This is a genomic window from Actinosynnema mirum DSM 43827 (assembly GCF_000023245.1).
GTDB classification, from domain to species: Bacteria; Actinomycetota; Actinomycetes; order Mycobacteriales; family Pseudonocardiaceae; genus Actinosynnema; species Actinosynnema mirum.
In genome coordinates, this window is sequence record NC_013093.1 from 1,827,715 (window position 1) to 1,850,356 (window position 22,642).

Sequence of the window (22,642 nt, forward strand, 5' to 3'; positions counted from 1 at the left end):
TCAGCCCAGCCCCGAGGCCCACGGGTACCCCTTGAGGTACGGGTCCGGCGCGATCGGGCCGTCCGAGGCCCACACCTGTTCGATCTGCCCGTCCGGCCGCACCACGCCGATCCGCGCGGTCTTGGCCACGTGCTGGGTCGCCCCGTCGATGGTGGTGCGGCCCTCGGGCGCGTCCACGGCGATGCCACCGGCGGCCTCGCGCACGGCCTCCACCTCGGTGGTCCCGGCCGCCGTCACCGCCGCCGCCCACAGCTTCACCGCGTTGTACCCGGCCTCCATCGGGTCCGAGGTGACCTTGTCGGCGCCGTACTTCGCCCGGTAGGCCCGGACGAACTCGCTGTTGGCCTGGGTTTCCGTGGTCTGGTAGTAGTTCCACGCCACCAGGTGCCCCGCGACGTTCTCCGGCCCGATGCCGCGCACCTCCTCCTCGGCGACGCTCACCGACACCACCGGCGTGCGCTCCGGGGTGACGCCGGAACCGCGCAGCTGCTTGAAGAACGCCACGTTGCTGTCCCCGTTGAGGGTGTTGAACACCGCGTCCGGCCGCGCGTCGACGACCTTGTTGACCACGGTGCTGTACTCGGTGTGGCCCAGCGGCGTGTACTCCTCGCCGAGCACCTCGATGCCGCGCGCCGCCGCGTACGCCTTGATGATCTTGTTGGCGGTGCGCGGGAACACGTAGTCGCTGCCCACCAGGAACAGGCTCTTCTTCCCCTGCGCCGCCAGGTAGTCCAGCGCCGGGACGATCTGCTGGTTCGTGGTCGCGCCGGTGTAGAAGATGTACGGCGAGCTCTCCAGCCCCTCGTACTGCACCGGGTACCACAGCAGCGCCTTGTTGCGCTCGAACACGGGCAGCATCGCCTTGCGGCTCGCGGAGGTCCAGCCCCCGAACACGGCGGCCACCCGGTCCTGCGAGATGAGCTTCTGCGCCTTCTCGGCGAACGTCGGCCAGTCCGACGCCCCGTCCTCCACCACCGGGACCAGCTTCTTGCCCAGCACCCCGCCCGAGGCGTTGAGCTGCTCGACCGCCAGCAGCTCGGCGTCCCGGACGGTCACCTCGCTGATGGCCATCGTGCCGCTGAGCGAGTGCAGCACCCCCACCCGGATCTCGGTCGCGCTCTCGCCGGACGCGCCCCCGGCGGTCGGATCGCTCACGCACCCGGCGACCAGCAGGGGGATGAGGAAGAGGGCTGCGGCACCACGTCGAAGGGTTCTGGATCGCACCAGCGGCTCCTTTCGGCAGGTGGAACCCCTCGAAGCTAGGAAGGGGATGTTGCGCCGAGCGATCCCCCGGTTACGGGAGTGTGGCGAGGAGAACGCCGCTCCGGGACCGCGAAGGCCCGTCGCGCCCAGGGGTTCCGCCCAGGGGATTCGCCCGGGGATTTCACACGGGCCGCCTCCTCCGAAGGGAGGACGTGGTGGTGGCACCGTCCGCCGATGCGCCGGGTCGGTTCCCGCGCCTAGCGTGGGCCGCGACCTGCCTGGGGGGAGAGCGGAGATGGGTGCAGGACGGATCAGCGCGCTCGACGTGCTGCGCGGTGCGGCGATCCTGGGGACGCTCGGCACCAACGTGTGGATCTTCGCCTCGCCGGACGGGCCCGCGTCGTTCCTGAGCGGCGCGGGCTCGGTCGGGGAGGCGCTGCTGCGGGCGGTGACCAACGGCAAGTTCCTGGGGCTGCTGTCGATCCTGTTCGGGATCGGGGTCGCGCTCCAGCACCGGTCGGCGGTGCGGCGCGGGGAGCGGTGGCCCGGCTGGTACCTGTGGCGGTCGGCGCTGCTGCTGCTCGAAGGGCTGCTGCACTACACGCTGCTGTTCGAGTTCGACGTGCTCATGTACTACGCGGTGGTGTCCGCGGGCGTCGCGTACGTCGTCGGCCGGGGCGCGCGGTCGGTGCGGCGCTGGCTGACCGGGACGCTGGTGGTGCACCTGCTCGTGGTGGCCGCGCTCACCGCCGCGCTGGCGGCCTTCTCCGGTGACGGCGGCGGTGGGGTCTCCGGGCTGCCCACCGACACGTCCAGCTGGCCCGCCCAGGTGGCGAACCGCTGGGACCACGTCACCGTCTACCGGGCGGAGGCGGTGCTCGCGATCCCGCTCAGCGCCGTGCTGTTCCTGTCCGGGGCGCTGCTGCTGCAGGGCGGCGCGCTGGAGGACTCCGAGCGGGGACGCCGGACGCGCGCCCGCCTGATGGCCGTCGGCCTCGGCGCGGGCGTGCCGCTCAACCTCGCCACCACCCTCCTCGGCGGCGCGCTGCCGCTGGTGGACCGGTACGTGTGCGCGCCGATCGTCGCCTTCGGGCTGCTGGGGCTCATCACGCACCTGGTGCTGCGCGCCAGGTCCGAGGCCGGACGGCTGCGGCGCGGGGTCACGGCGGTCGGGCGCAGCGCGCTCAGCTGCTACGTCGGGCAGAACCTGATCGCGTCGATCCTGTGCTACGACTGGGGTTTCGGCCTCGCGAGCCGGTACGCGCACCTGGGCGCGCCGTTCGTGGTGGCGGTGTGGCTGGTGGTGTCGGGGCTGCTGGTCGTGGGCGCGTCGTGGTGGATGGCGCGGTTCGAGCGCGGCCCGGTGGAGGAGCTGTGGAACCGCGCCCACCGCGCGCCGCAGCGGTTGTCGGCCCGGCGCTAGGCCGGGTACCGCGCCACCCGGCTGACGAACCGCGACGAGTCCGCCGCCCCGCCGGTCCCGTTCACCACGGACGCGATCGTGCCGACCCCGCCGAGGGACACCGCGACCAGGCTGGTCAGGCGCACCCCCGGCGCGGTCGGCGCCTCGACCGCGGTGTCGGTGACCACGGTCGGGTCGGCCTCGTTGAAGCAGTACACGCCCAGTCCCCACGCCCGGTGGTCGCGCACGTGGTCCGCCACCTTGTAGCCGGGCAGGCCGCGTGCGCCGCCGCCGCTCCACTCGGCCTGCGACGGCGGGTCGTACGGCAGCTCGTTCTGGAAGAAGTAGACCCGGCCCGCCTCGCCGTTCCACAGCAGGCTGTGCCGCTGGTAGTGCTCGCTGAACAGCCCGTGCGCCACGACCCGGTCGCCGTTGACCACCACGCCGTCCCGCGCGGTGTTCACGTCCCAACCGACGCCCTCGCCGTGGTCCGCGCGCCAGGCCCAGGTGTGGTCGATCAGCACGTCCGAGCTGTTGACCTCCAGGCTGACCTCGGCGCGCCCGGCCCACGGGCCGCCGACGCGCAGGTAGACGTCGTGCAGCGAGGTCGGGTCGGCGGAGTGCCTCGCGCCGCAACCGGGTTCGCCCACCTGGAGCAGCACGGGCGCGCCCGCGCGGCCCGCGTCGACCAGGAACCCGGCGAGCCTGATCCCCGGCACGTCCGAGGTGACCAGCACCGGACCGCCGGTCTCGCCGGTCAACGTCGCCAGGCCCAGGCCCAGCACGACGGTTCCCGGACGCCGCACGGTGATCGTGCCGTCCAGGCGGTGCACGCCCGGCGTCAGCAGCAGGTGCTTCCCCCGCTCCAGCGCGGAGTTCACCACCGCCACCGGGGTTCCGGGGTGCGCGACGAAGAACTCCGCCAGCGACAGCGACGTGCCCTCCGGCGCGCCGGAACCCCAGCTGGTGCCCGCGCAGTCGCGGCGCAGCGCGGGGAGGAAGACGCGGAACTCGTCGCCTTCCACGAACAGGAACGGCTTCTCCCGCACCAGCGGCGTGGACTCCACGGTGGTGAACGGGGGATCGGGGTAGGAGTGCGCGGGCGCGCCGGTCGTGCCGACGAACACCATGTTCCACGACGAGCCGCGCCAGCCCGCGCCCAGTTCGCTGTTGCGGGTCAGGAACTGCTGCTGCGTGCCGGAGTCGACCGGGCCGTCGATGCGGCTGTCCGCGATCAGGCCGCCGGACGCCCAGCCGACGCGGCCGTCCCACAGCTCGACGGGGCCGCGCAGGTGCATCCTGCGGTACGCGGCGGCCTGCGACACCGCCCAGCGCTCGACCCGGCCCGGAGGCGGGGTGACGCTCAGGTTCTCCGCGCCGCGCCAGAAGTTCTGCGTCGCGTTGCCGAGGCCGGTCGGGTCGTCGAGCTGGGAGAGCCAGTCCGCCTCGACCCGCACGCGCCCCCGCACGACCACGTCGTCCGGGAGCGCGCCGAGGCCGGCGACCTGGGTGTAGAAGCGCAGGTCGACGTCCAGCCGGTGGTGACCGGGCAGGAGCAGGACCGCGTGCCTGCCCTCGCCGAACTGGTCGGTGCGCCTGGCGCGGGTGATCTCGTCGACCCGCTGCTGCGCGTCGGACTGGCCGGGGTGGAGCAGGAGGACGTTCGGGCCGAGGTCGGGGGAGCGCGGGTCGGTCGGTGCGGTGGTGATGGCGGTGACCTCCCCGGCTCGGCCGGGAGCGGTCCACCGGGCGCGCGGGGCCTCGGCTTCACGTGTCCGGCACTGCGGTGTGCGCGGTTCGGGCTCGTGGGCCGGGGCCCCGTGCCGTGGTGGGAGCTGCGGTGGTTCTTGTGGTGCTGGGACGTGTGGTGCTGGGACGTGCGGTGCTGGGACGCGCGGTGGTGCTTCGTGCGGTGGTGGGACTCGTGGTGGCGGTTCGGGGAGTGCGGGACGCCTCCGTGGCACCGGAGGCGTGAGAGCGCTCTCACGCAGCGTAGCTCCGGGCTCGCGGCAACGTCAACGGCGGGTTTCCGACATCTGGCCGACACGCGAACCCCCTGCGGTTAGGCCAAGTGCGCCGCCCGCCCGCGCACCGGCGCACGCGGGTCGGCGGCCCGCTCCAGCAGCGCCGCGACCGGCAACGTCGCCGCCCCGACGGCCACCGCGTCGGGCCCCAGACGCCCGGCTTCCAGGCGCACTCGGGCGAACGGGTGCCGCAACGCGTGCTCCCGCGTCGCCGCCACGATCGACGGCAACCAGCCCTCGCCCAGGGCCGCCCCGGCCCAGCCCCCGAGCACGATCAGCTCGGGGTTGAACAGGTTCACCAGGGTCGCGATCCCCGCGCCCAGGTACCCCACCGCCTCCTCCAGCACCCGCGTCGCCAGCTGCGCCCCACCCGCCGGCGGCGACCCGCCCCCCAACGTCCCCCCACCCGCCAGCGCCACCAGTTCCGCGAACGCCGCCCGCTCGTCCCCCTCGCCCAGCTCCCCGCCCAGCCCCCGGTACCGCTCCAGCACCGCCCCCGCCCCGACGTACGCCTCCAAGCACCCGTGCGCCCCGCACCGGCAGCGTCGTCCGCCGTGGACGACCGTCGTGTGCCCCCACTCGCCCGCGCTGCTGGTCGACCCGCGCTGCACCGCGCCGTCCGCCACCACCGCCGCGCCCACGCCCGAGGCCAGCAGCGCCACCACGACGTGCCGCGACCCGCGTCCGGCGCCGAACCACATCTCGGCCTGGCCCTGGGTCTTCGCGCCGTTCTCCACGAACAGCGGCAGCGTCGTGCCGCCCGCCCTGACCAGCTCGGCGAGCGGCACGCCCGACCAGCCGAGGGTCTGCGCGTGCACGAGCGTCGCCGCGCCCCACGCCCCGCCGCGCCGCTCCACCTCGCCCGGCACGCCGATGCCCACGCCCAGCACCGAGCCCTGGTCCGCCCCGGCCAGCGCGATCACCTCCGGCACGGCCGCGGCGATCAGCGCGCCCACCGCGAGCGGGTCGGTGGGCGGGAGGTCGTGGTCGAGCGCGGCGATCCGGCGCAGCGCCAGGTCGAACAGCTCGACGGCCACCCCGGTCTCGCCGACGTCGACGCCGACCACGTGCCCGTAGCCGGGGTTGACGCGCAGCAGCGAGCGCGGCCTCCCGCCGTCCGACTCGACCGTTCCCGCACCGACGACGAGCCGCTCGTCGACCAGCCCGGCGGTCGCGGTGGACACCGTGGCGGCGCTCAGACCGGTCCTGGCGACCAGCTCCTGCCTGCTCAGCGGGCCTTCGAAGTACAGGGTCGACAGCAGCGCCGATCGGTTGTGACGTCGCAGGTCGCGCACGGTGGCGCGCTTGGCAGGCATGGTCGGCAGGATGCCGCCCACTTCCTTCACGACTTAAAATTAGACTAAGTTTGTAACCTGTTCGTTATTGACGTGACCTGACTCACCGGGGTTGAGTCTTCGGCAACCCGAGGACGCGCACCGTCCCACCCGCGATGGCACACGCGGTCCGACCCGACCTGGCGCTCGCGAACACCCGTTCCCACAAGGAGAAACCATGCGACTCAGGCGAACGGCCGCCCTCGCCCTCGCGGCGATCACGGCCTTCACCCCGCTCGCCGCCTGCTCCACGAGCAACCAGGGCGCGCAGTCCCAGGCCGGTGTGCTGAACGTGGGCAAGCCGGACGGCCCGCAGACCGAGAACCACAACCCGTTCCTCAACTCGTCCGCCGCGACGATCATGGGCTACCGCAGGCTGATCTTCGAGCCGCTGACCATGGTCAACGAGACCGACGCGACCCAGGAGCCCACGCCCTGGCTGGCCAGCGAGTGGGACTGGCAGGAGAACTACTCCAAGCTCGTGCTGACCGTGCGCGAGAACGTCACCTGGTCCGACGGCAAGCCGCTCACCCCGGCCGACGTCGCGTACACGTTCACCTTGCTGAAGAACAACCCCGGCCTGAACATCCAGGGCCTGCCGATCGACGGCGCGAGCGTCGACGGCGGCAAGGTGACGGTGAGCTTCCCGCGCTCCCAGTTCACCAACCGCAACAAGCTCCTGGAGCAGTTCGTCGTCCCCGAGCACATCTGGTCGACCTACGCGAACCCGTCAACGGAGACGGTCAAGAACCCGGTCGGCAGCGGCCCGTACACGCTGAAGTCCTTCACCCCGCAGACCCAGACCCTCGTCGCGCGCGACAGCTACTGGCAGGAGCTGCCGCAGGTCAAGGAGGTCCGGTACACCGCGTACGCCGACAACAACGCGCAGACCACCGCGCTGGCCAACGGCACCACCGACTGGAGCTTCGTGTTCATCCCGAACTACGAGGCCGTCTACACCAGCAAGGACCCGCAGCACAACAAGCTCTGGTTCCCGCCGGTGCTGGGCATCCACGGCCTGTGGTTCAACACCAAGAGCGCCCCGTGGGACAACCCGGCGCTGCGCCGCGCGGTGAACCAGGTGGTCAACCGGCAGGACATCTTCGTGCAGGGCGAGGGCGGCTACTTCTACCCGAAGGTCGACAACATCACCGGCATCCCCACGCCCGCCGGTGACCCGTTCATCGCCGACGAGTTCAAGGGCAGGACCGTCGAGGTGGACGTCGCCGCGGCCAAGAAGGAGCTGACCGACAACGGCTTCAGCTACGACGGCGACAAGCTCAAGGACCCGTCCGGCAAGCCCGTGACGCTGAAGATGACCGTGCCGTCCGGCTGGTCCGACTACGTCACCAACGTCGAGATCATCAAGGACAACGTCTCCGACATCGGCGTCGAGGCCACCGTCGAGCTGCAGAACGTCGACGCCTGGACCAAGGCGCTGGACACCGGCGACTTCCAGGCCGCGCTGCACTGGACCAACAACGGTCCCACGCCGTACGACATCTACCAGTCCATCATGGACGGCGCGCTCTACAAGCCGGTCGGCCAGGGCGGCATCAACGGCAACTACGGGCGCTACGAGAACCCCGAGGCCACCGCCGCGCTGGAGCAGTACGCCACCGCGCCCGACGAGGCCTCCCGCACCGCCGCGATGACCCTGCTCCAGCAGATCTTCGTGCGCGACATGCCGGTGGTCATCACCTCGGCGGCCAACGGCGGCGGCGAGTACACCACCCGCAACTGGACCGGCTGGCCCGACGCCGAGAACCCCTACGCGCCCGCCCAGATGACCCTGGAGAACGCGCTGCAGATCGTCCTCAAGCTGAAGCCCGCCGCATGACCGAGCACTCCGCCCCGGCCTCCGGGACCACCGACGTGGTCCTGGAGGCCGATGGCCTCACCAAGCACTTCCCGCTGCGGGGGCGCGGGAGGGAACTGCTGACCAGGGGCACCCGCGCGGTGCACGCCGTGGACGACGTCTCGCTCGCGCTGCGCGAGGGCCGGGTCACCGCGCTGGTCGGTGAGTCCGGCTCGGGCAAGTCGACCGTCGCCCGGCTGCTCGCCCAGCTCTACCCGCGCACCTCCGGCGAGATCCGGCTGCGCGGCGAGGCCACCTCGGTCAAGGGCGGCCGGGCGTTCCGGGGGTACAGCAAGCGGGTCCAGATGATCTTCCAGGACCCGTTCGCCTCGCTCAACCCCGTGCACACCGTGCGCTACCACCTCACCAGGGCGCTGAAGATCCACGGCAACGCCGGGACGACGGCGCGGGAGCAGGAGGCGGCGCTGGCCGACCTGCTCACCCGCGTGCAGCTCACCCCGCCCGAGCGGTACGTCGACAAGTTCCCGCACGAGCTGTCCGGCGGCCAGCGCCAGCGCGTGGCCATCGCCCGCGCGCTCGGCGCCGACCCGGAGGTGCTGCTCGCCGACGAGCCGGTGTCGATGCTCGACGTGTCGATCCGCCTCGGCGTGCTGAACCTGCTGCGGGACCTGAAGGAGCGCCTGCACCTGGCGATCCTGTACATCACCCACGACATCGCGTCGGCGCGCTACTTCGCCGACGAGACCTGCGTGATGTACGCCGGTCGCGTGGTCGAGGGCGGCGACAGCGAGACCGTCACGCAGAACCCCGCGCACCCGTACACCCAGCTGCTCATCGACTCCGCGCCCGACCCGGATCGCCCTGCGGTGGAGTCGAAGGACGGGGGGAGCGGTGAGCCCCCCAGCCTCATCGACCCGCCGTCCGGCTGCCGGTTCAACCCGCGCTGCCCGTTCGCGATGGACGTGTGCCGGGAGAAGGTCCCGCCCCGGTTCGACGTCGGCGACCAGCCCGGCCACTTCGCCGCCTGCTGGCTCTTCGACGCGGAGGTGAGCGGGAGGTGAGCCAGGTCCTCAAGCGCATCGCCTTCTACGCTTTCACCGCGTGGGCCGCGCTGACCATCAACTTCTTCATCCCCCGGCTCATCCCCGGCGACCCGGTCCAGGCCCTGATCACCAAGTCCAGGGGCCAGATGACCACCGAGGCCGTCGAGTCGCTGTACATCCTCTTCGGGCTGGACAAGGAGTCCAGCCTCGTCGAGCAGTACTTCCGCTACCTCGGCCAGATCGCCACCGGCGACCTCGGCATGTCCTTCACCTTCTTCCCGACCCCGGTGTCGGAGGTGATCAGCGGCGGCCTGCCGTGGACCGTCGGGCTGGTCGGCGTCACCACGGTGCTCGGCTTCCTGCTCGGCACCGCGCTCGGCACGGTCGTCGGCTGGCGGCGCGGCTCCCTCGCGGACCTGCTGATCCCGGTCACCACGTTCCTGTCCTCGATCCCGTACTTCTGGCTGGGCCTGCTCGCCATCGCCCTGCTCGCCGGTCCGGGCAGCTTCTTCCCGGCGTCCGGCGCGTACGAGATCGGCCTGGTGCCGAACCCGGACCTGGAGTTCGTCGGCAGCGTGCTGCGGCACGGCCTGCTGCCCGCGCTGACGATCCTGGTGTCGTCCATGAGCGGCTGGATCCTCAGCATGCGCAACATGATGGTGACGGTCTCCTCGGAGGACTACGTCACCGTCGCGCACGCCAAGGGCCTCACCGACCGGCGCGTCATGGTCGGCTACGCCGCCCGCAACGCCCTGCTGCCCAACGTCTCCGGCTTCGCGCTCTCGCTCGGCTTCATCGTCGGCGGCACGCTGCTGGTGGAGATCGTGTTCTCCTACCCCGGCCTCGGGCTGCTGCTGTTCCAGGCGGTCGGCGCCAAGGACTACCCGCTCATGCAGGGCATCTTCCTGATGATCACGCTGTCCGTGCTGGCGGCCAACTTCCTGGCCGACCTCGCCTACCTCGCGCTCGACCCGCGCACCCGACGGGAGGGCTGAGCGATGGCCGTCATCCCCACCACGACCGAGGCCGCGCCCGCCGCGCCCGCCAGGCGCAGCAGGCTGCGGTTCGTCGCGAACCCCAAGGCCACCACCGGGCTCGTCGTGCTCGGCCTGTTCGCGCTGATCGCCGTGATCGGCCCGTGGATCGCGCCGCACGACCCGTCCGCGCGCAGCTCCGACGTCATGCAGGGCCCGTCGGCGGCGCACTGGTTCGGCACCACCCACCTCGGCCAGGACATCTTCAGCCAGGTGATCGTGGGCACCCGCAGCGTCATGCTCGTCGGGTTCCTCGCCGCCGCCATCGCCACCGTGCTGTCGGTGCTGATCGGCGTCACCTCCGGCTACCTCGGCGGGTTCGGCGCGGAGGGGCTCTCCGCGCTGTCCAACGTCTTCCTGGTCATCCCGGCGCTGCCGCTGATCATCATCATCACCTCGTCGCTGCCCCAGACCACCGACGTCACCATCGCGCTGGTCATCGGGCTCACCTCGTGGGCGTGGAACGCGCGGGTGCTGCGCGCGCAGACGCTGTCGCTGCGCCGCAGGGACTACGTGGAGGCCGCGCGCGCCACCGGCGAGTCCACCTGGCGGATCATCGTCTTCGAGATCATGCCGAACCTGACGGCGGTCATCGCCTCCGGCTTCGTCGGCACGGTCATCTTCGCCGTGGTCTCCGAGATCACCCTGGCGTTCATCGGGGTGTCCGCGAGCGGCACCTGGAACTGGGGCACCGTGCTGTTCTGGGCGCAGGGCCAGCAGGCGCTCGCCCAGGGCGCGTGGTGGTGGTTCGTGCCCGCCGGGCTCGCGATCGCGTTCCTGGGCACCGCGCTGTCGCTGGTGAACTTCGGCATCGACGAGTTCGTCAGCCCGCGCCTGCGCGGCGGCGGCAAGACCACCGCGAAGACCGAGGACGGCCGCACCGTGCGGATGCGCGTCGGCTTCACGCCCGTGCTCGCGCCCGCGCCGAAACCCGCCTCACCCGCGCCCGCGCCGGAACCCGCCGCGCCGGAACCCGCTGCGCGCAAGGGAAAACCCGTGAAGGACCATACTGCCGACCACACCGGGGAGGGGGAGTCGTGAGCGAGCCGGTCCTGGAGATCCGAGCCCTCAACGTCGACTACGGCCTCGGCGCCGACGCCGTGCGGGCCGTGCGCGACGTCGACCTGACCCTGCACCGCGGCGAGGTCCTCGGCCTGGCGGGCGAGAGCGGCAGCGGCAAGTCCACCCTCGCCTACGGCATGACCAGGCTGCTCCCGCCGCCCGGCGTCGTCGCCTCCGGCGAGGTGCTCTACCACGGCCCCGACGGGCCCGTCGACGTGCTGCGGATGTCCGACGCGCGGCTGCGCGCGTTCCGCTGGGCCGAGACCGCGATCGTGTTCCAGGGCGCGATGAACTCGCTCAACCCGGTCAAGCGGATCTCCACCCAGCTCACCGACGTCGTCGCCGCGCACGACACGGGCAGCACCAAGGCGTCCCGGCTCGCGCGGGCCCGCGAGGTGCTCGCGCTCGTCGGCATCGCCGCCGACCGGCTCGACAGCTACCCGCACCAGCTCTCCGGCGGGATGCGCCAGCGCGTCATGATCGCCATGGCGCTGGTGCTGCAGCCCGAGGTCGTGATCATGGACGAGCCCACCACCGCGCTGGACGTGGTGGTGCAGCGGCAGATCCTGCGCCAGCTCGTGGACCTGCGCGAGCGGCTCGGGTTCTCCGTCGTGTTCATCACCCACGACCTGTCGCTGCTGGTCGAGTTCTCCGACCGGATCGCGATCATGTACGGCGGGCGCATCGTCGAGCAGGCCGGGTCCTCGGAGATCTACCGGACGCCGCTGCACCCGTACAGCGAGGGGCTCCTCGGCTCGTTCCCCGCGCTGCGCGGCCCCCGCCGCGTGCTCGCGGGCATCCCCGGCTCACCGCCGGACCTGCGCGGAATGCCCTCGGGCTGCGCGTTCCACCCCCGCTGTCCGCGCGCGATGGAGCGCTGCGGTGTGGAGGTCCCGGCGCTCGGCCTCCCCGGCGACCAGCCGGACGCCGACCGCGCCGTGGCCTGTTGGCTGCACCCCGTTCACGACAACGGGTCCTGACCTCCAGGAGGAGATCCACTGTGGACACCACCGCACGCGCCGCCGGGTTCGACCCGGCCATCGCGTCGCTGCCCCCCTCGTTCCGCTGGGGCGTGGCCACTTCCGCCTACCAGATCGAGGGGGCGGTGGCCGAGGACGGGCGCGGACCGTCCATCTGGGACACCTACTGCCGCGTCCCCGGCATGGTGCACGAGGGCGACAACGGCGACGTGGCCTGCGACCACTACCACCGGATGCCCGAGGACGTCGAGCTGATCCGCTCGCTCGGCGTCGACACCTACCGGTTCTCGGTGGCCTGGCCGCGCGTCCAGCCGGGCGGCACGGGTCCGGCGAACCCCAAGGGCCTGGCGTTCTACGACCGGCTCGTGGACGAGCTGCTCGCCAAGGGCGTCGACCCGTGGGTGACGCTCTACCACTGGGACCTGCCGCAGGAGCTGGAGGACGCGGGCGGCTGGCCGGTCCGCGACACCGCCCACCGGTTCGCCGACTACTCGATGCTGGTGTTCGACGCGCTGCAGGACCGGGTGCGCACGTGGACCACGCTCAACGAGCCGTGGTGCTCGGCCATGCTCGGCTACCACGTCGGCAGGCAGGCGCCCGGCCGCACGCACTTCCCGGACGCCATCAAGGCCGTGCACCACCTGCTGCTCGGCCACGGCCTGGCCACCCGGCGGATGCGCGAGGCGGCGGTGAAGCCCACCGAGTTCGGCATCACGCTGAACATGGGCCACGCCGCGCCCGCCACCGACAGCGAGCTGGACCGCGACGCCGCCCGGCGCGCGGACGGCCTCGGCAGGCGCATCTACCTGCACCCGGTGGTCACCGGCGAGTACCCGGCCGACGTGGTCGCTGACCTCGCCGCGCGTGGCGCCGAGCTGCCGGTGCGGGACGGGGACCTGGAGCTGATCTCCCAGCCGATCGAGGTGCTGGGGATCAACCACTACACCAGCTCCAAGCACTCCGGCACCGCCGAGGACGGCTCGACGGTGGACGCGGACGGGCTGCCGGTGGACCGGGAGCTGCGCTACGGGCGGCCGGTCACCGCGATGGACTGGGAGATCGTGCCGGAGCAGTTCACCGAGCTGCTGCTGCAGAACGCGCGCGAGTACCCCGACCTGCCGCCGATGGTGATCACCGAGAACGGGGCGGCGTTCGACGACGTCGTCTCGCCGGACGGGTCGGTCGACGACGCGGACCGGGTGGCGTACCTGGACTCGCACATCGCGGCCGTGGCGAAGGCGCGCGAGGGCGGGGCGGACGTGCGCGGGTACTTCGCGTGGTCGCTGATGGACAACTTCGAGTGGTCTTACGGGTACGAGAAGCGGTTCGGGATCGTGCACGTGGACTACGAGACGCAGGTGCGCACGCCCAAGGCGAGCGCGCTCTGGTACCGGGACGTGGCCAAGCGGGTCCGGGAGAGCTGAGGTTCTTCTCCCTCGAATGCGGCGGTCGGGATTCTCCCGGCCGCCGTTCCGCGTTCCTGGGCGCGCGCCGACCAGGCGTTTCGGTTATTTCCGCACCTGGGTCGATACCCCAAGGAATGAATTCAAGTTCACCCCATCGTGGAATTCGTGCAACGCCCGCGACAGGCGCCGCGATGACCGGTGCGTCCGGGACCAACGCGGAGAGGAACCTCATGGGGCGGGTAGCGGGGGAGGGCGGCGACCGGGCGCGTCGGTGGGACGACGCGCCCGGCGGGTGGTTCGCCCTGGACAGCGGCGCGGGGGCGCACGGGGTCGAGCGGTTGGGAGCGCCCGACCCCGGTGCGGCGGCCGACCGGGGGTTCATCCGCGACGTCGCCGACTTCGTCCTGGGCATGGGCGCGGCGGGGGTGACCGCCGACCGGGTGGTGCTGCGCGAGGAGGCGTGGAACGACGGGATCGAGCTGTTCTTCGGCGTCGCCGCCCTGCGCCCCGGCGCGGTCCCCGCGGACGGCCTGGTCCTCACCGCCGCCGAGCTGGGCTACCTGGCCAGGGCCAAGCCCAGCGCCCTGCCCGCCCTGTGCGCCGAGCTGCGCCTGCCCACCTCGCCGGAGGCGGTGGCGGCGGGCGCGGCGTCCCTGCTGGCCAGGGGGTTGGCCGTCGAGCAGGGGGCGGAGCTGGTGCTGCGCGACGAGACGGCGGCCGTCCTGGCCGCGCTGGAGAGCGCCGACCGGGTGACCGCGATGCTGGCGGAGGACGCCCTGGCGTACGCGATCACCGGCCCGCGCGTGCACCTGGCGCTCCTGGCGCTCGGGCGGGCCCGCTTCGCGGTCCGCCTCCTGGACCGCGCGACACCGGTCGGGCAGCAGGCCCGGCTGTTCCTGGAGCGGCACCTCGGGGAGGCGGAGCGCGCTGCGGACTGGTTCGACGCCGGGCACACCAGGGGGTTCGGTGTGGGGCGGGCGGGGGCGCAGCCGGTGGTGGGGCAGTCCGGGGGTGGGCCGCAGGGGAGTGGGCAGCCAGCGGGCGGGCCGCCGGTGGCGGCGCACTCGGCGGGCGGGCAGCAGGGTGGTGGGCAGCCATCCGGCAGGCCGCTGGGTCCCACCGCGCAGCCGCCCATCGCGTTCCCCGCGAACCCGCTGCCCACCAGGACGACCGCGCCCCCGGCCGGGCCACCCGCAGCCGCCCGACCACCCGCAGCCGCGAAGCCGCCCGCCGCCGCCACCCCACCTGCGAACCTGCTGCCTGTGAGACCACAACCGCTCGCCGCCCAGCCGCCTACCGCCCAGCCACCTACCGCCCAGCCACCTACCGCCCAGCCACCTACCGCCCAGCCACCTACCGCCCAGCCACCTACCGCCCAGCCACCTACCGCCCAGCCGCGTGCCAGCCAGCCGCCGCCCACCGTCCAGCCCTCCACCGTCCGCCCGCTCGCCGCCCAACCGCCCGCCGCGCTCCCCGCAGGCGGTCCCCGGGTCACCTCACCGCCCACCCCGCCATCCACCCCACCACCCGCCGCCCCCCACCCCAAGGGCCGCGCCGCCGTCCTGGTGCGCACCCGCACCGCCGCCGGGTCCGGCAGCATCGGCATCGCGGTCGACGAGGACGGCGGCTGGGCGACCTCCCTCGGCGGCGCCGGGCGGGCCGACGCGGCGTCCGGGTTGGCCGAGCTGTTCCGGTCCCCGTCGTTCGGGCCCGCCTCCTTCGGGCCCGCGCCGTTCGGGGCCGCGCCGTGCAGCTGACCGCGGGCATGGCCACCGACGTCGGCCGGGTGCGCCACGACAACGAGGACTGCGCGCTGGTCGGCGCGCACGTGTTCGCCGTCGCCGACGGCATGGGCGGGCACGCGGCGGGCGAGGTGGCCAGCGCGCTCGCCGTCGCCGCGCTCCGCGACCTCGACGCCACCCCCGCCCGCCGCGTCGGCGACGTGCAGCGCGCGCTGGAGGAGGCCAACGACGCGATGCTCGCCGAGGGCGCCACCGACCCCGGCAAGCGCGGCATGGGCACCACCGCCACCGGCATCGCCATGGTCGACGTGCTCGGCCAGGCGCACTGGGCGGTGTTCAACATCGGCGACTCGCGGGTGTACCGGCTGTTCGACGGCGACCTCGCCCGCCTCACCACCGACCACTCGCGCGGCCACGTCCTCACCCGCTCGCTCGGCGTCGACCGCATCCCCACCCCCGACCTGCTGGTCATGCCGCCTGCCGCGGGCGAGCGGTTCCTGATGTGCTCGGACGGGCTCACCGACGAGCTGGACGACGCCGAGATCGCGCACGTGCTGTCCCGGATCGCCGAACCGGGCGTGGCCGCCGACGAGCTGGTGCGCCGCGCCGTCGAGGCCGGTGGTCGGGACAACGCGACGGCCGTGGTCGTGGACGTGGCGGTGCCCCGGTGAGCGAGGTCGCGTACTCGCCCGGCCAGTGGGTTGCCCTGGCCGGGGAGGGCACCTGGCTGCTCGTGGAGGCCGACCCGGACGCCCGCGTGGTCGAGCGCTGCTGGCGGCTCGTCCGCTCCGGCTCGCCGCTCGACCCGGTGGTGGAGGTGCTGCTCCGGCACGCCAGGGGCGGCGCGTGCGCGGTCCGCTACCGGCCGGACGAGCGGCGGGTCGTGCTCACCGGCGACGCCAGGTTCGCCGGGGTGCGCGCCGGGACCGGCTGGTTGGACGAACCGCTCGACCCGGACCTGGACGAGCTGTTCCTCGACTCCGGCTGGGACCCGCCCGGCCCCGTGCTGCCGCTGCTCGGCGGGGTGGTCGGGGCGTCGGCGCTGCACGTGCGCACCGGCGTGGCCCCGCGCCCGCGCAGCGGCGACGAGCACCGCGCCACCGTCCCCAAGCACGTCGAGGAGCACCGCCCGCGCGAGGACGAGCAGGTGGTGTCGGCCATCCAGTCGCTGGGCGGCGACCCCATGGCGGGCATCGGCACCTGGACCGCAACCCGTGCTCCCCTTTGACAACCGGAACGGGCTATTGCCCCGGCGTCGCGGGCCGTACCGAGGTGAGCAAACGCACGGGAGGAGATCGCCATGACCACGAACCTCACACCCAGGGAGCACGCCGTCCTGCGCGCGGTGGCGGAGGGCCGCTGCACGCTCGACCAGGGGAACCTGATGGTGGACGGGCTGTCGTGCTGCGACCAGTTCCTCGGCCGCAGGCTGGTCGTGTCCGGGCTGATCGCGGGCACCTCGGGACCCGTCGTGCTGACTGAGACCGGTCGCGCGCTGCTCGGCGCGCCGCCCAGGGCAGCGTGAGCGCGACGCCTGCGGGCGGGCGCCCCGGCGGCGCCCGTTCGCGGGGACCGGCCACCCGGCGCGCCCCGCGCGGCGGAGCCTGCCCCACCGGCAAGACCACCCGCAGCCCCGTTCGGGGCAGTGGACCGTGCGTCCGGGTGACGCGCCGCTTCTGGTGACTGCCCGTGCTCGTTCTGTCGTGCGGGCCGCGTCGGGCGCTCCTAGCCTCGGGGCATGGCTGATCTGGCGGCACGACGACACCCGGTGGTAGGACTGGCGGCGTTCGGCGCGGCGGTGGCGCTGGTCGCCGTGGCGGGATCGCTGGCCTCGATGTCGGCGGCATCCGAGTACCAGGCGCTGGAGACCCCGTCGTGGGCCCCGCCGCCGTGGCTGTTCGGTCCGGTGTGGACCGTGCTCTACGCGATGATCGCGGTGTCCGGGTGGCTGTTCTGGAAGCGCGAGGGCGTGCGCTGGGAGCTGGGGCTGTTCGCGGCGCAGCTCGTGCTGAACGGCCTGTGGACCCCGCTGTTCTTCGCCGCCGACCTGTACGCGGTCGCGCTGGCGGACATCGTCCTGCTCTTCGCCTCGATCGTGGCGCTGATCGTGGTGTTCCTGCGGCGCGGCCACCGGGCGTCCGGGCTGCTGCTCGTGCCGTACCTGCTGTGGGTCGGGTTCGCGACGGCGCTCAACGCGGCGATCGTGGCGCTGAACTGACCCCGTTGAGCTGACCCCGCTGAACTGACCCCGCCCGAAGTTCACCCGTGAGTGTCGCGGTCCTCCGGTCGAACGAGGACCGGAGCTGACCGCGTCACCTCATAGGTTCCCCCCAGACCACAACGGAGGGGAACCCGATGACCACCGCAGCACCCACGACCGCCACCGCCGCCACCACCACCGCCGAGGTCGCGGACCTGCTCGACTCGCTCCGCACCCACCGGGCGTTCGTGCGGCACACGCTGGGCGGCGTGACGCGGGAGCAGCTGACCGCGCGGACCACGGTGAGCGAGCTGACCCTGGGCGGCATCGTCAAGCACCTCACGGCGGTGGAGGCGGAGTGGATGCGCTTTGCCAAGGGCCAGCCGCACGTCATGGACTTCCCCTCGGACCCCGCCGGGCTGGCCGCCGTGGAGGAGGCGTTCCGCGAGGAGTTCCGGATCGCGGACGACCAGACCGCCGAGGACCTGCTGGCCGAGTACGCGCGGGTCGCGGCGGAGACCGACGCGGCGATCCCCGGACTGGACCTCGACCGGTCGCGGGAGCTGCCCGTCGCGCCGTGGTTCGAGCCGGGCGCGACCAGGACCGTGCGGCGGGTGCTGCTGCACCTGATCGCGGAGATCGCGCAGCACGCCGGGCACGCGGACATCATCCGGGAGTCGATCGACGGGCAGAAGACGATGGGCTGAGCCGGCCTCTGCCCGGCCGGTCGGGGGCTCCGGTTCGGCTGATGACCTGAGAACGGCGGGCGGTTCCGGGTGCACCGGGGCCGCCCGCCGTTCTGCCGTTCACCCCAGCTCTCCCGCAGGTCAGCCCTCCAGCAGGCCCGGCGCGTGGTCCGGGGGTTCCAGGCCGAGGTGCTGCCAGGCCAGGGCCGTCGCCACCCGGCCGCGCGGGGTGCGGGCCAGCATCCCGGCGCGCACCAGGTACGGCTCGCAGACCTCCTCCACGGTCGTCGGCTCCTCGCCGACCGCCACCGCCAGGGTCGACACGCCCACCGGGCCGCCGCCGAACGAGCGCACCAGCGCGCCGAGCACCGCCCGGTCCAGCCGGTCCAGGCCCAGCTCGTCCACGTCGTACACCGCGAGCGCCGCCCGAGCCACCTCCAGCGTCACCGCGCCGTCCGCCCTGACCTCGGCGAAGTCCCGCACCCGGCGCAGCAGCCGGTTCGCGATGCGGGGCGTGCCGCGCGAGCGCCCGGCGATCTCGACCGCGCCCTCCTCGCGCAGGTCGACCCCCAGGATCACCGCCGACCGTCGCACGATCAGGTCGAGTTCCTCCGGCGTGTAGAACTCCATGTGACCGGTGAACCCGAACCGGTCGCGCAGCGGGCCGGTCAGCGCGCCCGACCGGGTGGTGGCCCCGACCAGCGTGAACGGCGCGATGTCGAGCGGGATGCTGGTCGCGCCCGGACCCTTGCCGACCACGACGTCGACCCGGAAGTCCTCCATCGCCAGGTACAGCATCTCCTCGGCGGGGCGCGCCATGCGGTGGATCTCGTCGATGAACAGCACGTCGCCCTCGACCAGGTTCGACAGCATCGCCGCCAGGTCGCCCGCCCGCTCCAGCGCGGGCCCGGAGGTGATGCGCAGCGACGCGCCCAGCTCCGCCGCGATGATCATCGCCAGGCTGGTCTTGCCGAGGCCGGGCGGGCCGGACAGCAGCACGTGGTCCGGCGGCGCGCCCCGGCGCATCGCGCCGTGCAGCACCAGCTCCAGCTGCTCGCGCACCTTCGGCTGGCCCACGAACTCGCGCAGGTCCTTCGGGCGCAGCGTGGTCTCCAGGTCGCGCTCGCCCGGCTCGCGCACCGGGTTCAGCGTCTCCTCGTCGTCGAACCCACCGTCGAACCCGCCGTCGAACCCGTCCTCCGCGAACTCGCCGAAGTCGGTGAAGTCGGCGCCCCCGAACCCGGTCACTTCTTGCGCCCCAACCCGGACAGCGCCTTGCGCAGCACGACCGACGTGCCGAGCGACGGGTCCTCGGCGAGCACGCCGTCGACCGCCGTCTCGGCCTGCTTGGCCGGGAAGCCGAGCCCGAGCAGCGCCTCCACGACCTGGTCGCGCACCCGGCCCACCGCCACCACGCCGTCGGAGGCGGGCGCGGTCGCGAGCTGGCCGACCTTGTCCCGCAGCTCGATCACCAGCCGCTCCGCGCCCTTGCGGCCGATGCCGGGCACCTGGGTGAGCACGCTGACGCTGCCCTCGGCGAGCGCGGCCCGCAGCTTCTCCGGCTCCAGCACGGCCAACGTCGCCAGCGCCAGCCGGGGGCCGATGCCGGACACGGTCTGGAGCAGGCCGAACAGCTGCCGCGAGTCGGCGTCGGCGAACCCGAACAGCGTCAACGAGTCCTCTCGGACCACCAGCGCCGTCGACAGCACCGCCTCCTCACCGCGCCGGAGCGAGCCGAGCGTGGCGGGGGTCGCCTGCACGGCGAACCCCACCCCGCCCACCTCGACGACGGCGTGGTCGAGACCGATGGACAGCACCTGTCCGCGCAGCGACGAGATCACGAGGACTTCCCTCCGGGTTCAGCGGCGGCCGACGGGAGGTCGGCGGAACGAGCGGTGAGCGCGGCCGACGGGAGGTCGGCCGGTGGAGCGGCGGGTGGGGCGGGTGGTGGGGCGGCCGGTGGGGCGATCGACCCGCCGGAGGGCGGGGACGCCGGGGCGGTGGCGGCGACCGGCGGTGCGGCCACCGGCTCGGCGGCGGGCGTGGCCCGCACCCGGCTCGTGGCAGGCGCGGTCCGCGCGGCCTGTGCACGGGCCGAGGTGGGCGCGGTGGCCGGGGGAGTGGTTCGGCCCGCGACGGGCGCGGTTCGTGCTCGGCTCGTGGTGGTGGTGCGCTTGTCAGTAATAAGGGGGTCGCCTGCACGGGTGGTCGCGCCGCCGGTCCGCGCCGCAGCGCCACCGCCCCGCGCCACAGTCCCGGCCCGTGCCCCAGCCCCGCCAGCCGCCCCCGCCAGCCGCGCCCGGTGGTTCCTGGCGATCTCGGCGGCCCGCGCCTGGGCCTGCTCCAGGCGCGACTTCATCGGCGCCCGCCACAGGTGGCAGATCGCCAGGGCCAGCGCGTCGGCCGCGTCCGCGGGCCTCGGGGCGACCTTCAGCCCCAGCACCTTCGTCACCATCGCCGTGACCTGCGCCTTGTCCGCACGCCCCGACCCGGTCACCGCCGCCTTCACCTCGCTCGGCGTGTGGAACTCCACCGGCAGGTCGCGCCGCGCCGCCGCCAGCGCCACGATCCCGCCCGCCTGCGCCGTCCCCATCGCCGTGCGCACGTTGTGCTGGCTGAACACCCGCTCGATCGCCACCACGTCCGGCGAGTACCGGTCCAGCCACACCTCGACCGCGTCCGCCAGCTGCAGCAGCCGCCGCGACAGGTCCTCGTCCGCCGGGGTGCGCACCACGTCCACCGCCACCGGCCGCACCGTGCGCCCGGTCCCGCCGTCGACCACCCCGAACCCGCAGCGGGTCAGACCGGGGTCGACCCCGAACACGCGCACGCCCGCTCACGCCCCTCGACTCGTCCGGTGGTCACCCGGTTGGCGAACACCAGTTCGACAGACCCTAGTGTTCCCCATCGCCGGGAGCGGGAGCGCAACGCGGGACGGGGGCCGCTCGCGGCGTCGTGGTCACCCTGGCGCATTCCACGCGGAAGCGCGCTCTGCGTGATCGAAAAGCACCCCCCGATCGACAGAGCGTCACGGGATGGTTACAGTGACTGAGGTCCACAAGGCGAGCCAGTCGCGGCAGGCGGGTGCCATGTCCCTGAAGCGGTTCGGCGTCGTGGCCGCCCTCGTCGGGGTGGTCCTGTCCGTCCTCGTCGCCCTGGTCGTGTCGGAGGCGCTCGGCCGCGAGGTCTCCGTCGCGCTGGACAAGTTCTCGCAGCTCGTGTGGGCCACCGCCGCCCTCGTCTGCTTCTGGGGCGAGGCCGCCCGCCGCACCGGCCCGGCCCGCCGCTGGCGGATCTGGATGACCGGCGCGCTCGGCTGCCTGGTGCTCGGCCTGTGCGCCTGGACCTGGGGCCAGGTCGTCCTCGGCGCCTCCCTGCCCACCTCCGCGCTCGCCCAGGCCGGGTTCACCCTCGTCCCGGTGCTCGCGCTCGGCGCGGTGCTGGTGCTCGGCGGCGGGCCTGCCGAGGTCGGGGCCGCGCGCGGCAGGCTCGTGCTCGTGCTCGACGGGCTGGTGGTCGTCGGCTCGCTGTTCGTCCTGACCTGGGTCGCCGCCCTGGAGTCGATGCTGCGCAAGTGGGCCGCGACCGGCCTGTCGTTCCTGCCCGTGGTCGCGCACCCGGCCGCCTACCTGGTGCTGTTCGTGGTGCTGCTCGTCCTCTCCTGGACGCACCGCCCGGTCCGCCAGCTCCCCATGCTCTTCCTCGGCCTGGCCGCGCTGGCCCAGTCGTCCTCCGGCTGGGTGTTCGCCTACCTGGTCAGCACCGGGGCCACCGAGATCCCGACCTCCGCCGACATCGGCTTCATGATCTGCCCCGCCCTGCTCCTGCTGGCCGCCCTCGCCCCCACCGGCGTGCGGCGCGGCCGGGCCGACGAGGGCCTGGTGCGCGCGGGCGAGCTGCTGCACCTGCTCGTCCCGTACCTGCCGATGGCCGCCACCGGCCTGTTCGTCGTGGTCGGCACCGCCACCGGCACCCCGCTCAAACCGCTGGAGATCTACGTCGGCCTCGGCGTCGTCGGCCTGGTCGTGGCGCGCCAGCTGCTCACCCTCATCGACAACGTCCGCCTGGTCGAGCAGCTGCGCGACAGCCGCGAGCGGCTGCGCCACCAGGCGTACCACGACCCGCTGACCGGCCTGCCCAACCGCGCCCTGTTCCGCGAGCGCCTCGCCGCGGCTCTGTGCGCGGACGGCCCGATCGCGCTGCTGTTCATCGACGTGGACGGGTTCAAGGAGGTCAACGACAACTACGGGCACGCCGAGGGCGACGCCGTGCTGCGCATCGTGGCGCAGCGGCTCCAGCGCTGCGTGCGCGAGTGCGACACCGTGGCCCGCCTCGGCGGCGACGAGTTCGGGGTGCTCATCGAGGGCGACGCGCCGCCGGACGAGGTGGGACGGCGGGTGCTGCGGGTGCTCGTCGCCCCGCACCGCACCGCGCTTGGCGAGCACCGCATCCGGGCCAGCGTCGGCATCGCCCGCCGCGCGCACGGCCAGCCGGTCGCCCCCGACGACCTGCTCGGCGACGCGGACGCGGCGATGTACGCGGCCAAGCGCCTGGGCAAGGGCATCGTCGTCGGCGCGGGCGGCGGCCAGATCGGCGGCCCGGTGGGCGCCATCGGCTGACCGGGGCCCGACGATCTTCCACGGACGGTGCCCGACGCCCCTCCCGCCCCTGTCAAGGCCCGCGCCCGCCCGACTGCGGCAAACCGCT

The 22,642-nt window shown here is 73.5% G+C and carries 19 protein-coding genes and 1 pseudogene; 14 read left to right on the plus strand and 6 right to left on the minus strand.

What is annotated here, in order from left to right:
- Complete coding sequence (urtA, locus tag AMIR_RS08410) at nt 1-1,224, minus strand: urea ABC transporter substrate-binding protein (RefSeq protein WP_015800512.1); 1,224 nt, start codon at nt 1,222-1,224, stop codon at nt 1-3.
- 274 nt (nt 1,225-1,498) lie between these two features.
- Between urtA and AMIR_RS08415 the strand changes: the two genes are divergently transcribed.
- On the plus strand, nt 1,499-2,626 hold the full coding sequence (locus tag AMIR_RS08415) for a DUF418 domain-containing protein (protein ID WP_015800513.1): 1,128 nt from the start codon (nt 1,499-1,501) through the stop codon (nt 2,624-2,626).
- On the opposite strand, the gene AMIR_RS08420 is transcribed toward AMIR_RS08415, so the two are convergent.
- Both AMIR_RS08420 and AMIR_RS08425 read right to left on the minus strand, forming a co-directional pair.
- Complete coding sequence (locus AMIR_RS08420; protein ID WP_015800514.1) at nt 2,623-4,569, minus strand: hypothetical protein; 1,947 nt, start codon at nt 4,567-4,569, stop codon at nt 2,623-2,625. The genes AMIR_RS08415 and AMIR_RS08420 overlap by 4 nt on opposite strands.
- Before the next feature lie 98 nt (nt 4,570-4,667).
- Nucleotides 4,668-5,945, minus strand: coding sequence for an ROK family transcriptional regulator (locus AMIR_RS08425; RefSeq protein ID WP_041837489.1), 1,278 nt, complete (start codon nt 5,943-5,945; stop codon nt 4,668-4,670).
- 196 nt (nt 5,946-6,141) lie between these two features.
- On the opposite strand from AMIR_RS08425, the gene AMIR_RS08430 reads away from it, so the two are divergent.
- The 12 genes from AMIR_RS08430 (at nt 6,142) to AMIR_RS08485 (ending at nt 17,956) form a co-directional block, all read left to right on the plus strand.
- The gene (locus AMIR_RS08430; protein WP_015800516.1) at nt 6,142-7,803 is read left to right on the plus strand and encodes an ABC transporter substrate-binding protein; all 1,662 of its coding nucleotides are present in this window, start codon (nt 6,142-6,144) and stop codon (nt 7,801-7,803) included.
- Nucleotides 7,800-8,843: an ABC transporter ATP-binding protein gene (locus AMIR_RS43160; protein WP_015800517.1), complete on the plus strand. Its 1,044-nt coding sequence runs from the start codon at nt 7,800-7,802 to the stop codon at nt 8,841-8,843. The genes AMIR_RS08430 and AMIR_RS43160 overlap by 4 nt, the downstream gene beginning before the upstream one ends.
- Nucleotides 8,840-9,820, plus strand: a complete 981-nt coding sequence (locus tag AMIR_RS08440; RefSeq protein ID WP_015800518.1) for an ABC transporter permease — start codon at nt 8,840-8,842, stop codon at nt 9,818-9,820. Before AMIR_RS43160 ends, AMIR_RS08440 begins: the two co-directional genes overlap by 4 nt.
- 3 nt (nt 9,821-9,823) lie before the next feature.
- Nucleotides 9,824-10,900: an ABC transporter permease gene (locus tag AMIR_RS08445; RefSeq protein WP_015800519.1), complete on the plus strand. Its 1,077-nt coding sequence runs from the start codon at nt 9,824-9,826 to the stop codon at nt 10,898-10,900.
- Entirely contained in the window at nt 10,897-11,901 is a 1,005-nt protein-coding gene (locus tag AMIR_RS08450; protein WP_015800520.1) for an ABC transporter ATP-binding protein, read from the plus strand. The genes AMIR_RS08445 and AMIR_RS08450 overlap by 4 nt, the downstream gene beginning before the upstream one ends.
- A gap of 20 nt (nt 11,902-11,921) precedes the next feature.
- On the plus strand, nt 11,922-13,325 hold the full coding sequence (locus AMIR_RS08455; protein WP_015800521.1) for a GH1 family beta-glucosidase: 1,404 nt from the start codon (nt 11,922-11,924) through the stop codon (nt 13,323-13,325).
- 212 nt (nt 13,326-13,537) lie between these two features.
- Nucleotides 13,538-15,064, plus strand: a complete 1,527-nt coding sequence (locus AMIR_RS08460) for a hypothetical protein (protein WP_143760675.1) — start codon at nt 13,538-13,540, stop codon at nt 15,062-15,064.
- Nucleotides 15,055-15,720 carry a PP2C family protein-serine/threonine phosphatase gene (locus AMIR_RS08465; RefSeq protein WP_015800523.1) on the plus strand — a complete coding sequence of 222 codons (666 nt, stop codon included), beginning with the start codon at nt 15,055-15,057 and terminating at the stop codon, nt 15,718-15,720. The genes AMIR_RS08460 and AMIR_RS08465 overlap by 10 nt, the downstream gene beginning before the upstream one ends.
- Complete coding sequence (locus AMIR_RS08470; protein ID WP_015800524.1) at nt 15,717-16,277, plus strand: hypothetical protein; 561 nt, start codon at nt 15,717-15,719, stop codon at nt 16,275-16,277. The genes AMIR_RS08465 and AMIR_RS08470 overlap by 4 nt, the downstream gene beginning before the upstream one ends.
- Before the next feature lie 72 nt (nt 16,278-16,349).
- Nucleotides 16,350-16,574 (plus strand): hypothetical protein, encoded by a 225-nt coding sequence (locus tag AMIR_RS08475; protein WP_015800525.1) that lies wholly within the window; start codon nt 16,350-16,352, stop codon nt 16,572-16,574.
- A 213-nt stretch (nt 16,575-16,787) separates the two neighbouring features.
- Complete coding sequence (locus AMIR_RS08480; protein ID WP_015800526.1) at nt 16,788-17,267, plus strand: TspO/MBR family protein; 480 nt, start codon at nt 16,788-16,790, stop codon at nt 17,265-17,267.
- Between the two features lie 137 nt (nt 17,268-17,404).
- A complete protein-coding gene (locus AMIR_RS08485; RefSeq protein WP_015800527.1) occupies nt 17,405-17,956 on the plus strand; it encodes a DinB family protein in 552 nt (183 codons plus the stop codon).
- Between the two features lie 120 nt (nt 17,957-18,076).
- On the opposite strand, the gene ruvB is transcribed toward AMIR_RS08485, so the two are convergent.
- The 3 genes and pseudogenes from ruvB to ruvC form a co-directional block, all read right to left on the minus strand.
- Nucleotides 18,077-19,075 carry a Holliday junction branch migration DNA helicase RuvB gene (gene ruvB, locus AMIR_RS08490; protein ID WP_085945075.1) on the minus strand — a complete coding sequence of 333 codons (999 nt, stop codon included), beginning with the start codon at nt 19,073-19,075 and terminating at the stop codon, nt 18,077-18,079.
- A gap of 104 nt (nt 19,076-19,179) precedes the next feature.
- Nucleotides 19,180-19,776: a Holliday junction branch migration protein RuvA gene (gene ruvA / locus AMIR_RS08495; RefSeq protein WP_015800529.1), complete on the minus strand. Its 597-nt coding sequence runs from the start codon at nt 19,774-19,776 to the stop codon at nt 19,180-19,182.
- Nucleotides 19,777-20,195: 419 nt separating this feature from the next.
- A pseudogene (ruvC, locus tag AMIR_RS38105) lies at nt 20,196-20,765 on the minus strand (crossover junction endodeoxyribonuclease RuvC); the annotation flags it as partial.
- A 205-nt stretch (nt 20,766-20,970) separates the two neighbouring features.
- On the opposite strand from ruvC, the gene AMIR_RS08505 reads away from it, so the two are divergent.
- Nucleotides 20,971-22,554 carry a diguanylate cyclase domain-containing protein gene (locus tag AMIR_RS08505; protein WP_015800531.1) on the plus strand — a complete coding sequence of 528 codons (1,584 nt, stop codon included), beginning with the start codon at nt 20,971-20,973 and terminating at the stop codon, nt 22,552-22,554.
- The last annotated feature ends 88 nt before the right edge of the window (nt 22,555-22,642 follow it).